The organism is Cellvibrio sp. 25HG11W-0, assembly GCF_057815475.1.
The window spans coordinates 2,704,297-2,717,647 of the sequence record NZ_CM174230.1 but is presented as its reverse complement, the minus strand read 5'-3'; the positions used below and the strand labels follow the sequence as shown (position 1 = coordinate 2,717,647).

The 13,351-nt window shown below is 47.7% G+C and carries 12 protein-coding genes and 1 tRNA gene; all 13 read left to right on the top strand.

What is annotated here, in order from left to right; genetic code table 11:
• Positions 1-91 precede the first annotated feature (91 nt).
• The 13 genes from truA (at position 92) to AC0KUT_RS11415 (ending at position 13,350) form a co-directional block, all read left to right on the top strand.
• Positions 92-1,003, top strand: a complete 912-nt coding sequence (truA, locus tag AC0KUT_RS11475; RefSeq protein WP_488830021.1) for a tRNA pseudouridine(38-40) synthase TruA — start codon at positions 92-94, stop codon at positions 1,001-1,003.
• Positions 1,004-1,188: 185 nt separating this feature from the next.
• On the top strand, positions 1,189-1,827 hold the full coding sequence (locus AC0KUT_RS11470; protein WP_488830020.1) for a phosphoribosylanthranilate isomerase: 639 nt from the start codon (positions 1,189-1,191) through the stop codon (positions 1,825-1,827).
• A gap of 41 nt (positions 1,828-1,868) precedes the next feature.
• Entirely contained in the window at positions 1,869-3,095 is a 1,227-nt protein-coding gene (trpB, locus tag AC0KUT_RS11465) for a tryptophan synthase subunit beta (protein ID WP_488830019.1), read from the top strand.
• A gap of 72 nt (positions 3,096-3,167) precedes the next feature.
• Positions 3,168-3,977: a tryptophan synthase subunit alpha gene (trpA, locus tag AC0KUT_RS11460; protein ID WP_488830018.1), complete on the top strand. Its 810-nt coding sequence runs from the start codon at positions 3,168-3,170 to the stop codon at positions 3,975-3,977.
• A 116-nt stretch (positions 3,978-4,093) separates the two neighbouring features.
• Entirely contained in the window at positions 4,094-4,954 is an 861-nt protein-coding gene (gene accD / locus AC0KUT_RS11455) for an acetyl-CoA carboxylase, carboxyltransferase subunit beta (RefSeq protein WP_488830017.1), read from the top strand.
• 19 nt (positions 4,955-4,973) lie between these two features.
• Positions 4,974-6,278 (top strand): bifunctional tetrahydrofolate synthase/dihydrofolate synthase, encoded by a 1,305-nt coding sequence (gene folC / locus AC0KUT_RS11450; RefSeq protein ID WP_488830016.1) that lies wholly within the window; start codon positions 4,974-4,976, stop codon positions 6,276-6,278.
• Between the two features lie 61 nt (positions 6,279-6,339).
• Positions 6,340-6,945, top strand: a complete 606-nt coding sequence (locus AC0KUT_RS11445) for an SPOR domain-containing protein (protein ID WP_488830015.1) — start codon at positions 6,340-6,342, stop codon at positions 6,943-6,945.
• Positions 6,946-7,127: 182 nt separating this feature from the next.
• On the top strand, positions 7,128-7,697 hold the full coding sequence (locus AC0KUT_RS11440; RefSeq protein ID WP_488830014.1) for a CvpA family protein: 570 nt from the start codon (positions 7,128-7,130) through the stop codon (positions 7,695-7,697).
• Positions 7,698-7,748: 51 nt separating this feature from the next.
• Positions 7,749-9,278: an amidophosphoribosyltransferase gene (gene purF / locus AC0KUT_RS11435; RefSeq protein ID WP_488830013.1), complete on the top strand. Its 1,530-nt coding sequence runs from the start codon at positions 7,749-7,751 to the stop codon at positions 9,276-9,278.
• A gap of 33 nt (positions 9,279-9,311) precedes the next feature.
• Complete coding sequence (locus AC0KUT_RS11430) at positions 9,312-10,499, top strand: O-succinylhomoserine sulfhydrylase (protein ID WP_488830012.1); 1,188 nt, start codon at positions 9,312-9,314, stop codon at positions 10,497-10,499.
• Between the two features lie 115 nt (positions 10,500-10,614).
• Positions 10,615-10,691 (top strand) — tRNA-Val (locus AC0KUT_RS11425).
• A 197-nt stretch (positions 10,692-10,888) separates the two neighbouring features.
• Positions 10,889-12,793, top strand: coding sequence for a molecular chaperone HtpG (gene htpG / locus AC0KUT_RS11420; protein WP_488830011.1), 1,905 nt, complete (start codon positions 10,889-10,891; stop codon positions 12,791-12,793).
• A gap of 89 nt (positions 12,794-12,882) precedes the next feature.
• A complete protein-coding gene (locus tag AC0KUT_RS11415; RefSeq protein WP_488830010.1) occupies positions 12,883-13,350 on the top strand; it encodes a methylglyoxal synthase in 468 nt (155 codons plus the stop codon).
• The last annotated feature ends 1 nt before the right edge of the window (position 13,351 follow it).

Genomic DNA, 13,351 nt, shown 5'->3' with positions numbered 1-13,351 from the left:
TCTGTCCTTTGGTTTAAAAAGCCTTGTACATTAGTGTGCAGGGCTTTTTTATTTTTTATCATTGGCATTAACTTTTTTTGATTTATCTATTATGAGTGAAAATTATGTGCCTCTTTCAAAGCCTTATCAGCGTAACGGTGAGGTGGTGAGTGATACTGTTTGGCCTGAAGGTATGCAGCGAGTTGCGCTGGGCATAGAGTACAAGGGCTCTGGTTTTCATGGCTTTCAGATGCAGCCTAATGGTGTTAAAACCGTCCAGCAGGCACTTGAATATGCATTGTCCAAGGTGGCAGATGAGTCTGTTTCTTTGGTTTGTGCAGGGCGCACCGATGCTGGTGTACATGCCACCCATCAGGTTATTCATTTTGATACCCTCGCTAAACGTCCTGGTAAAGCTTGGGTGAAAGGAACCCGACCCTATTTGCCTGATACTGTCAGTGTGCGTTGGGCGCTAAATGTTAACCCACATTTTCATGCACGCTTTAGTGCGCAAAATCGAACATATCGTTATTTATTATCCGACTCGCCTACGGCGTCTGCGCTTTTGCATGATCAGGTTACTTGGTCATCAAGACCATTGAATGTTGAGCTAATGCAACAGGGGGCTGCCTACTTGGTGGGTAGGCATGATTTTACATCGTTCCGTGCAACTCAGTGTCAAGCTAAAAGCCCTGTGCGTCACATTGAACATTTACACTTGGTGCGACGTGGGGATTTGATTGTGCTTGAGGTCCAGGCCAATGCCTTTTTACATCATATGGTGCGCAATATCGTGGGCGTGCTGTTGGCGGTAGGTGCTGGCGATAAGTCGCCGGAGTGGGTGGCGCAGGTTCTTGCAGCCTGTGATCGCAGTGCTGGTGGTGTCACTGCTAAGCCTAATGGGTTGTATTTGGTGGCAGTTGATTATCCAAAAGAGCTTCACTTGCCACAATTGGCACCGGGGCCGCTCTACTTCTCGGAGCCTATTGGTGGATTTGGTGCTGATGCTTTAAGCCATAAGTGATCTATTAGCTGCCATGGCTGCGAATCAGCTCTATACGGTATTTAACGGCGCTTTCTGGTAATATCGCCTACTTAATTTTATGGTCTTAAGTCAGCTTTTCAATTGAGATTGGCTGCGGTATCGTCAATTTGTGGTCTTAATGAGTGCAAGCCACTTATCAGTTAGTACAGCGAGATAGGGTTATTGTGAAGTCGGTAAGAATCAAAATTTGCGGCATAACGTCGGTGCAAGATGCCCAAGCTGCCATAGCAGCGGGTGCCGACGCTTTGGGGTTGGTATTTTATGCTGCGAGTCCGCGCGCTGTTTCTATAGCCAAGGCCAAGGCAATTGCGTTGTCTGCAGGCCCATTTGTCGTGGTGACGGGTTTGTTTGTGAATGCAGAGGTTGACTATGTACAAGCGGTGCTTGCGGAGGTTCCATTGCACTTATTGCAATTTCATGGTGATGAATCCGTAGCCTACTGTGAATCTTTTCGGCGCCCCTATATGAAGGCCTTGCGTATGAAACCGGAGCTGGATGTGGCAGCCTGTGTGGCGCAATACGCGAGTGCAAGTGCGCTGCTGCTTGATGCTTATCGTCCAGGTGTGCCGGGTGGTACGGGTGATACATTTGATTGGGGCAGGGTGCCTCAGATTGCAGCGCGCCCACTGGTGCTTGCCGGTGGCTTAACACCCGCTAATGTAGCTGCTGCCATAAAGGCTACAGCTGTCTATGGGGTTGATGTGAGTGGTGGTGTAGAATCCTCCCCCGGCATTAAAGATCATGCAAAAATAACAGCATTTATAGCTAATGCGCAGGCTGCCGCTCTCGGTAGTGCTGCTTAAAATTAGAAAGTCTTTTTACATATTGAATAGGTGAATAAACGGTGAGCAATACTCCTGAGTCTTCAGTCATTGACTACAGTAACTTTCCTAGCGAAGACGGTCATTTTGGCCCCTATGGTGGGCGTTTTGTATCTGAGACACTTATCTACGCGTTAGATGAATTGCAGGATATTTATTTTCGGTTAAAAGATGATCCTGGTTTTCAGGCTGAATTTGACAAAGATATGGCCCACTATGTTGGTCGTCCTTCACCTTTGTATCTTGCCGAGCGCTGGACTCGTGAGTTGGGCGGCGCTCAGATCTATCTTAAACGCGAAGATTTGAATCACACCGGCGCACACAAAGTAAACAATACTATTGGCCAAGCTTTGTTGGCTAAGTTCACGGGTAAGTCTCGAGTTATTGCGGAGACTGGCGCAGGCCAGCATGGCGTAGCCACGGCAACAGTGGCGGCGCGTTTAGGGCTTAAGTGCCGAGTGTATATGGGCGCAGAAGATGTTAAACGTCAGGCGTTAAATGTTTATCGTATGAAGTTACTCGGCGCAGAAGTTTTTCCTGTTACTTCGGGGTCACGTACGCTAAAAGATGCGATGAACGAAGCCATGCGCGACTGGGCAACCAACGTAGATGATACTTTCTACATCATTGGTACAGTGGCAGGCCCGCATCCTTATCCGCAGTTAGTGCGTGATTTCCAATCCATTATCGGGCGCGAAGCGCGCAGTCAATCACTTGCACAAGCGGGCAAATTGCCCGATGCGTTAGTTGCCTGCGTCGGTGGTGGTTCTAATGCCATAGGTTTATTTCATCCGTTCTTGGCCGATGAAAGCGTTAAAATGTACGGCGTTGAAGCGGGTGGCTTAGGCATTGAAACCGGTAAACATGCGGCTCCGCTAAATAAAGGTGTACCCGGTGTATTGCACGGCAATCGCACCTACTTGATGGAAGATGAAAATGGTCAAATAATCGAGACTCACTCAGTTTCGGCTGGATTAGATTACCCTGGTGTCGGCCCTGAGCACTCTTGGTTGAAAGATATTGGGCGTGTGAATTATGTAGCTATTAATGATGATGAAGCTTTGGCTGCGTTCCGCAAGATCACCTTAACCGAAGGGATTATGCCCGCGCTAGAGTCGAGTCATGCCTTAGCCTATGTAGAGAAATTGGCGCCAACGATGGATAAGGATCAAGTTATCATTGTCAATCTTTCTGGGCGCGGTGATAAGGACATTCTGACCGTTGCAGCCATGGATGGAATTACCGTTTAGGCATTGAATTAAACATGTGCTGTTTTCGCCTGATAGTTTTGGGCACTAATAAATGATTAGGATTGTTTGTCGATGAGTCGTATTTCTACGCGTTTGACCCAAGCCAAAGCGGCGGGTAAAAAAACCTTGGTAGCTTACATAGTCAATGGCGACCCTGCACCTGAGGTGACTCTGCCCACAATGCATGCGATGGTGGCAAATGGGGTTGATGTAATTGAGTTAGGTGTCCCCTTTTCTGATCCTATGGCGGAGGGGCCCGTTATTCAACAAGGCCACGAGCGTGCACTTGAACATCATATTAGCCTTAGAGGCACCTTGGCATTAGTGAAACAATTTCGCGCGACAAATAGCGAAACGCTAGTGGTGCTTATGGGTTACGCGAATCCGGTAGAGCGTTTTGGTTACAAGGCATTTGCAGCAGCAGCGGCAGAGGCGGGTGTAGATGGATTGTTGACTGTCGATCTGCCGCCGGAAGAAGTCGTGGTGTTGAAGCAGGAATTGGAATCCCACGGTTTAGATAATATTTTCCTGTTGGCGCCTACAACAACAGTAGCGCGCGCGCAAAAAATTGCCGCTCATGCGACAGGTTTTCTGTATTACGTCTCCCTAAAAGGGGTGACGGGGGCTGGTCATATAGACGTAGGTGCCGTTAAGGCCAAGCTGGCCGAATTTGGTTCATTGACCAATCTACCTGTGTGTATCGGTTTTGGCATCAAGGATGCTGCTACTGCTAAAGCCGTTGCAGAGCTTGCTGATGGTGTTGTAGTGGGCAGTGTGCTGGTCGATAAGATGGGCTCTATGGCAGGTCAACCTGCAGCAGATGTGGCGGCTGCGGTAGGTGTTATCGTGGGCGATATGCGTAGAGCTATAGATAGTCTTTGATGGCAATCAGTTTTTTAACATTGAGGGGCTTTAGATGTGAGCCTCTCAATCAACACAAGTGATCAGGTTGGTAGATAAGGTCTACAGCTTGATCTCCATTAAAAAGAGATACATCCATGAGTTGGTTAGAAAAAATCATACCGAGTATTTCCCGTTCAGAAACCAAACGCAGTAATAAGGTTCCAGAAGGCCTCTGGGAAAAGTGCAGCAAATGTGATGCTGTGCTTTATAAGCCGGAGATGGAGAAAAACCTTGATGTCTGTCCTAAGTGTGATCACCACATGCGTGTGGGTGCAAGGGCGCGTTTGGGTATGTTTTTAGACCCGCAAAATCGTCAAGAACTGGCGGTGGATGTTGAGCCAATCGATCGTTTGAAGTTTAAAGATGTCAAAAAATATAAAGAGCGCTTAGCTACCGCGCAAAAGCTTACCGGCGAAAAAGATGCCTTAGTTGCAATGCGCGGTGAGTTAAAGGGTATGCCTGTCGTGGCCGTAGCGTTTGAGTTCGCTTTTCATGGTGGCTCTATGGGTTATGTGGTGGGAGAGCGTTTCACTCGAGCCGCTACATTGGCGCTGAAAGAAAATATTCCACTGGTATGCTTTTCGGCAACGGGCGGCGCGCGTATGCAAGAAGCCTTGATTTCGTTGATGCAAATGGCGAAAACAAGTGCTGTAATTGAACGTTTGAAAATGCAAGGCACGCCTTATATTTCCGTAATGACCGATCCGGTTTATGGTGGCGTATCGGCTAGTTTGGCACTTTTAGGTGATTTAAATATCTGTGAGCCGGGCTCGCGCGCAGGTTTTGCTGGTCCGAGTATTATTGAGCAAACGATTCGCCAAAAATTACCCAAGGGCTTTCAACGCGCAGAGTTTTTGTTAGAGCATGGCGCAATTGACATGATCATTCATCGTCGCGATATGCGCGATAAGCTGGCTTCTCTTCTCGCAAAATTTACTCGCAAAGCTGCTGTTTAAGCAGCTGCGGGCTAAACGCATGCAATTTCAGTCGTTATCTGCTTGGTTGGGTTGGTTAGAGCAGTGCCACCCGTGTGAAATTGACCTGGGTCTTGCGCGCATTGCGCGTGTTGCTCAAGTCCTTGATCTGCTTACTCCCAGCGCCATTGTTATTACAGTGGCGGGCACAAATGGTAAGGGCTCTTGTGTTACGGCAACGGCTGCGCTGTTGCGTGCGGCCGGTCACTCGGTAGGTGTTTATACCTCGCCTCATTTAATAAGTTATAACGAGCGCATTCAAGTTGATGCAGCGTCAGCGAGCGATGACGAAATTTGTGCTGCTTTTGAAGCAATTTTCAACGCGTGCCAGTTGCTTTCTGCGGCTGATGGCGCTCCTTTAACCTTGACCTATTTTGAGTACGGCACCCTTGCTGCGCTGGAGGTTTTTCGCCGTCGCAAGGTCAGCGCCATGGTGCTTGAAGTGGGTTTGGGGGGGCGCCTCGATGCGATTAATATTCTTGCGGCGAACATCGCCGTCATTACCAGTATCGATATAGACCACCAAGATTGGCTGGGGGATAATCGTGAACTTATCGGCTATGAAAAGGCCGGTATTATGCGCGCAGAGCGTCAAGCTATTTGTGCCGACCCTCAGCCACCCCAGTCAATCACTGCTTATGCTCAAACCGTTTCTGCTCCACTCTTACAAATAGGGCATGATTTTGGTTTCGAGGTGGATCAAGCTTCCGATAGTTGGTCGTGGTGGTCAGCGGTGACACGCTTTGATGTTCAGCCTCTGCCGCATTTACCACTTCCGAGTGTTGCGGCCGCTTTGCAGGTCGCGCATTGTTTGGGTTTAGATTTGATGGCGCTAGATGCCTTTAAGCTTGTATCTGAGCTCAGGGTGCCTGGGCGGTTTCAGGTTGTGGAATGGGAAGGGCGTCAATGTATTCTTGATGTGGCGCACAACCCCGCCGCGACAGCCTATTTGGCGCAGCGTTTGATTAATTTGCCCAAGCTGACGTGTGAGCAGGAATCATCTAAAGCCAGGACCTTTGCGATTGTGGCTATGATGTCGGATAAGGATCGAACAGCAAGTCTGGCCAATTTAATTCCCTTGGTTGATGTCTGGTATCTGGCGGACTTATCGGATATTCCCCGCGCAGCAAATCCCCAAATGTTAATTCAGGACTTGCAAGGCTTAGGGCGCGCGGCGGAGTTTTGCGGCTCAGTAGAACAGTGTCTAATGCAGCTCCTTGCGGCATCCAAGGCTGGCGATAGAATAATTATCTGTGGTTCCTTTTATACAGTCGCAGCAGGTTTGAAATTACTGCAGGCTTTTTGATATTTAGAGTAATTGCAGCCATTTTAGATTGGCGAATTTTGAGTTTTCCTGTGAGGTGAGTGTGAGAGAGTCGGTAAAGCATCGTCTTATAGGTGGCGCCGTGTTGGCAGCCATTGCTGTACTGTTTTTGCCTGGTTTTTTTAAGGATAAGCAGGCCTATGAGGTTGATACTAATTCACATATTCCCACTCGCCCCAGTATTACGGCGGTCGCGTTTAATGAGCCTGAGCAGCCGGAAGACATAGAGCCGGCCCCAGAAGCTGAGTCCATGTTTGTACCGCCTGAAACTGAAGCTATTGCAGTGTTCAGTGAAGAGCCAGTTGCAACTCCATTGCCCATTGCAACAGCAACAGCAACGACCAAAGCGCAAGAAGCGGTGCCTGAAAAAGCAGCAGAGCTTGTAACCGATATGCCGTTAAATAGCCAAGGTCTGTTAGACGCCTGGGTGATACAAGTCGCTAGTTTGAGTACTCTAGAAGCCGCTGCCAAATTGCGCGATCAGTTACAGCTGGATGGTTACAAGGCCTACATTCGCTCTGTCGAAGGTAAAAAAATTCATCGTGTGTTTATTGGGCCGAAACTCGACAAAGCCAAGGCTATAGCATTGAAAGCCGAGCTGGATAAGCGTCTAAAAGTAAATGCTATGGTTTTACCTTTTAAGCCTTAAATATCAAGCATGTGTAGGTTGAGTCTGATTGGCGCGGATGCTCGTGTCTCAGCTCTGTCCTTCGCTTACAGGGCTTCACTCAGGTCTTGAGCCTTTGCATCTTAACCTGCTTTTTTAAACCACAAATTGTTTAGCTCTGTTAGAATGCGCGCCTCTATTTAAGCTGGAGCCGAGCAAATTGCTTGTGCGCTCTGGTTGATGCTATCCCCTTGGAGCAGACCTTACGCATGAATTGGGCAGATTGGGCAATAATCAGCATCTTCTCTCTCTCCTGTTTTATTGGTCTGGTGCGCGGTCTGGTGCGCGAGGCCCTCTCTCTGGTTATATGGATCTGTGCGGCACTCGCTGCAAAATTGTTTAGTCCGCAACTTGACGTTTTTCTGCTCGATCATATAGATACTCCCTCTGTGCGTGCTATGGCGGCCTTTGCTGTGATTTTTGTCGCGGTACTATTACTGGGAGCTATGCTGACCTATTTAATCAGCGCTTTGGTGCGCGCTACCGGCTTGTCGGGTACAGATCGACTCTTGGGGATGCTGTTTGGTGCTACGCGTGGATTTATTATTGTCATGGCGCTGTTGCTAATACTGCCTGCCTTTATTCCGATACATGAAGATACTTGGTGGCAGGAAGCGCAATTAATCCCTCACTTTCTCAGTTGTGAAGTATGGGTCAGAGATGCTTATGAACAAGTCAGTCAATTTTTCATGAGTTTGTTCGGTGCTGCGGAAGTGGCAGAGCAGGCTATTTAAGTATTTAAACAGCTTTATTTTTAAAGTTTTACATCAAATCGAGGCGAATTTATGTGCGGCATTGTAGGTATTGTGGGTAAGCACGATGTCAATGTACAACTCTATGATGCGCTGACAATCCTGCAGCATCGCGGGCAGGATGCAGCGGGTATGGTCACCTGCCAGGATGGCCGTATGACGCAACAAAAGGCCAATGGTTTGGTGCAGGATGTGTTTCGAACACGACACATGCAGCGCTTGGTCGGCAACATGGGTATTGGCCACGTACGCTATCCTACCGCGGGCTCATCGGGCCCTGCCTTGGCGCAACCGTTTTATGTGAATTCCCCTTACGGAATTGCCTTGGCGCACAATGGTAATTTGACCAATGCGGACAAACTCAGCGAAGACTTGTTTAAGACTGACTTGCGCCATGTGAATACCGATTCGGATTCAGAAGTGCTTTTGAATGTGTTTGCTCACGAGCTTCAAGTTTTGGGCAAGTTAGTACCCACAGCAGATGATATTTTTGCTGCAATTTCAGGTGTACATCATCGCGTAACCGGTGGCTATGCAGTGGTGGCACTGATTGCCAACTACGGTTTAGTCGCGTTTCGCGACCCTAACGGTATTCGTCCTTTGGTATACGGTAAGCGTGTAGCAGAAGCGGGTGGCGTAGAGTATATGGTGGCATCTGAGAGCGTTGCCTTAAATGTATTAGGCTTTGAATTGATCGACGATGTGGCACCGGGAGAGGCGATTTTTATTGATGTGGCTGGCGTTTTACATCGTCGTCAGTGCGCTAAAAACCCTAAGCTTAGCCCCTGTATTTTTGAGCATGTGTACTTTGCGCGCCCCGATTCCATCATGGATGGCATTTCAGTGTATAAAGCGCGTTTACGTCAAGGCGAAAAGCTGGCCGAAAAGATTCTGCGCGAAAATCCTGATCACGACATTGATGTGGTTATTCCAATTCCCGACTCAAGCCGTGTGGCAGGACAGGCATTGGCGCACAAGTTGGGCGTTAAGTTTCGCGAAGGCTTGGTTAAAAACCGCTACATAGGCCGCACCTTTATTATGCCCGGCCAGCAGCAGCGCAAAAAGTCTGTGCGTCAAAAGTTAAACCCAATTGATTTAGAATTTAAAGGTAAGAATGTGCTCTTGGTGGATGATTCCATCGTGCGCGGCACAACCTGCCAGCAAATCATTCAGATGGCGCGCGATGCGGGTGCTGCGAAAGTGTATTTCGCCTCGGCAGCGCCGGCGGTGAAATACCCAAATGTATACGGTATTGATATGCCGACGGCAGAAGAATTGATTGCACATGGCCGCACTGATGAAGAGGTTTGCCAAGAGATAGGTGCCGATTGGCTGATTTATCAAGATCTAGAGGATCTTATTGCCGCTTCAGCAGAGGGTAATAGTCGCGTTACTGAGTTTGATTGCGCGGTATTTACGGGCAAATATTGCGCGGGCGATGTAACCCCTGAATATTTGAATCGTATAGCGGCAGCGCGCAGCGACAGTATGAAGGCGGGTAAAAAATCAACTAAGCAAATTGAGTTGCCCATAGGCTTGCACAATAGCTCGGCGCGCGGATAAGTGCGTCGGTAAATTTTGATCGAGGTTTATGCTATGGACGATTTTGAAGACCCGCTTTTAGGTGCAGCGCTGGATACCTTGGCAGTTCGTGCGGGCCAGCGCCGCTCTCATGAAGGTGAGCACAGCGAGGCGCTATTTTTAACCTCTAGCTATGTTTTCGGCAGTGCACAGGAGGCGGCAGATCGTTTTTCGGGTGCGACGCCAGGCAATGTTTATTCGCGTTATACCAACCCAACGGTACGCAACTTTGAAGAGCGCATAGCGGCACTTGAAGGTGCTGAGTCGGCGGTAGCAACCGCGTCGGGTATGGCTGCTATTTTGAGTACCTGTGTAGCGCTTTTGAAGTCGGGCGATCATATCGTCTGTTCGCGCAGTGTGTTTGGTACCACAACGGTTTTATTCACCAAATATCTGCAAAAGCTAGGTATCAATACTACGTTTGTTACCGCGACTGACTATGCCGCGTGGGAGGCAGCTTTTACGCCAGCCTCCAAATTAGTGTTTGTAGAAACACCGTCTAATCCTATGAGCGATGTCATTGATATCCAGCGGTTGGCGGATATCACTCATGCTCACGGCGCAATCTTGGCAGTTGATAACTGTTTTTGTACGCCAGCATTGCAGCGCCCTTTAGAGTTTGGTGCTGATTTAATTATTCACTCCGCTACCAAATACATCGACGGCCAGGGTCGTTGTTTGGGTGGCGTAGTGGCAGGGCCTAAAGTATTGGTAGATGAAGTCTTAGGTTTTGTGCGCTCTGCTGGCCCAAGCTTAAGTCCATTCAATGCATGGGTATTTTTAAAAGGCTTGGAAACGCTGCGCTTACGCATGGAAGCGCATTCAAGTAACGCCTTGGCATTGGCGCAATGGTTGGACCAGCAACCGCAGGTGGAAAAGGTATTCTATGCGGGCTTACCTTCTCATGTGGGTCACGAGTTGGCGGTTAAGCAACAGTCGGCCTTTGGCGGTGTTTTATCGTTTAGAGTAAAAGGTGGTCGCACCGAAGCCTGGCGATTAATCGACTCAACTCGGATCATGTCGTTAACGGCAAATTTGGGTGACACCAAAACGACCATAGTGCATCCCGACACCACAACCCATAGTCGCTTAACCCCAGAGCAAAAAGCCGAGGCGGGGATTACTGAAAATCTTATTCGCATTGCGGTGGGGTTGGAGGATATCGAAGATCTGAAGGCTGATCTTGCTCGCGGGTTGGTTTAAATCTAAAACGTTGCTTTTTTAAGCGCATAGAGTAAAGCAAGTGTGAAAACGTAAAAAATTACATTTCAGACTTGTGTCAGCAGGCGCGGCTTGGTAAAGTGCGCGCCTCTTCAAGAGGACTATAGCTCAGTTGGTTAGAGCACCACCTTGACATGGTGGGGGTCAGCAGTTCGAGTCTGCTTAGTCCTACCAAATTGTAAAAGGCGCATTTTAGTGACTAAAATGCGCCTTTTTTATTGTCTGCAATATAGCCAATTCGCGTCTTGTTAGATGTCTTGCTCTTTTTGCCCTTGAAATTTCTCATAGCTACCCCATCTTCTGAACATAAGTTTTTAGTCATGCAGGCTAAATATTATTCAATTGTAAAATTTTGATTCAGGAGTAACACCATGACCGTAGATGCGCGCAAAGAAACTCGCGGCTTTCAAACCGAAGCAAAACAATTGCTGCACTTGATGATTCACTCGCTCTATTCCAATAAGGAAATCTTTTTGCGTGAGCTGGTATCCAATGCCTCGGATGCTGCCGACAAGTTGCGCTTTGAAGCGGTTTCTAATGGCGATCTCTACGAGGGTGATAGTGATTTAAAAATCCGTATCGATTTTGACAAAGAAGCTAAAACTCTAACCATCAGTGATAACGGCATAGGTATGTCGCGCGATGAAATCGTGGAAAACCTCGGTACCATTGCTAAATCCGGCACTGCGCAGTTCATGCAAAATTTAACGGGCGATCAAAAGAAAGATTCACAGTTGATTGGTCAGTTTGGTGTGGGCTTTTACTCTGCCTTTATAGTTGCAGATCGCGTCGTGGTAACGAGCCGTCGCGCGGGTACACCGAGCAGTGAAGGTGTGCGTTGGGAGTGTTCAGGCGAAGCAGAATTTAATGTAGAAACCGTTGAGAAGGCTGGCCGCGGCATGACCGTTGAGCTGCATTTAAAAGATGATGCCTTAGAGTTTGCAGATAACTGGCGTCTGCGCTCAGTCATTAAAAAATATTCAGACCATATCGCTATTCCTGTCGTGATGAAAAAGCCACAGCCAGCAGGCGAAGGTGAAGATTTGGTCGCAGATACCGATGAAGTCATCAATACCGCGACTGCACTCTGGACACGTTCGCGTACCGATGTAACAGAAGAAGAATACAAAGAATTTTATAAGCATGTAAGTCATGACTTTGCTGAGCCATTAAGCTGGAGTCACAACCGTGTTGAAGGTAACTTAGACTACACCAGCTTGTTGTTTATCCCTGGTCGCGCACCCCATGACTTGTATAACCGCGATGTATCTCGTGGTTTGAAGTTGTACGTTCAGCGCACTTTTATTATGGATGACGCGGAACAATTTTTGCCGCTCTATCTGCGCTTTATTAAAGGTGTGGTTGATTCGAACGATCTCAGCCTAAACGTTTCTCGTGAAATTCTGCAAAAAGACCCCAATATCGATAGCATGCGCTCTGCACTGGCGAAACGCGTGTTGGATATGTTGACCAAAATGGCGAAAAACAAGCCTGAAAATTACAGCAAGTTTTGGAATGAATTTGGTCAGGTCATGAAAGAAGGTCCAGCAGAAGATTTTGCTAACCGTGAAAAAATTGCCAAGTTATTGCGTTTCGCCTCTACCAATACTGATACCGCTGAGCAAATTCATTCACTCGATCAATATGTTGAGCGCATGAAAGAAGGCCAAGAAAAGATTTACTACATTGCGGCAGAAAATTTCAATACGGCTAAACACAGCCCTCATCTTGAAGTCTTCCGCAAAAAAGGCATTGAGGTTTTGTTGCTCAGTGATCGTGTCGACGAGTGGTTGATGAGCCATCTCGCAGAATTTGATGGAAAATCACTGCAGGATGTAGGTAAGGGTGAATTAGATTTAGGTAAACTCGATTCTGAAGAAGAGAAGCAAGCCCAAGAAAAAGTGGCAGAAAATTTAAAGCCGCTACTTGAGCGCGTAAAGGCCTCTTTGAGCGAGCAGGTTGCTGAGGTTCGCATTACCCATCGTTTAACTGAATCGCCTGCTTGTGTGGTGGTAGCTGAGCACGACATGGGCGCGCAAATGCGCCGTATTCTTGAGTCTGCAGGGCAAAAAATGCCTGATTCAAAGCCGATTTTTGAGTTAAACCCTGAGCACCCGCTGGTTAAAAAATTAGAGACAGAAGCTAATGGTGAACGCTTTGATGATTTGACCCATATTTTGTTTGATCAAGCGAATTTGGCCGAAGGAGCCCAGCTCCAAGATCCAGCAGCCTATGTGCAGCGCCTAAACAAATTGTTGCTTGAATTAAGCAATTAACGAAATAGCCCGCGTGCGGCGCTGTTAATCAAAATGACCTTGTCTATAATGGGCGAGGTCATTTTTTTGCCTGAAATATGGGGTTGCTCATGGAATACAAAAATATAAGCTTGGCTGCCACTAAATCTATAGCGTTGGTAGCGCACGATAATAGAAAGCAAGATCTTCTTCGGTGGTGTCGCAAGCATCAGTCAGATTTAGCGCAGCATCGCCTTTATGCTACAGGCACCACAGGTACGCTTATTGCCGGCGAATTAGGTTTGGATATTATTAAGCTTATTTCGGGTCCATTAGGTGGCGATCAACAAGTCGGCGCGCTAATCTCCGAAGGCAAAGTGGATATGTTAATCTTTTTTTGGGATCCTTTTGAGCCCTTGCCTCATGATCCGGATGTAAAAGCGCTGTTGCGTATTGCTGCGGTATGGAATATTCCGATTGCTTGCAATCAAAGCTCTGCGGATTTTATTGTTTCATCACCATTTTTCAATCAAGAATCGCAGCACTCGGTGCCCGATTATGCAGCCTATATGGCAAAGCGCTCTACTAAGGAAGTCTAAT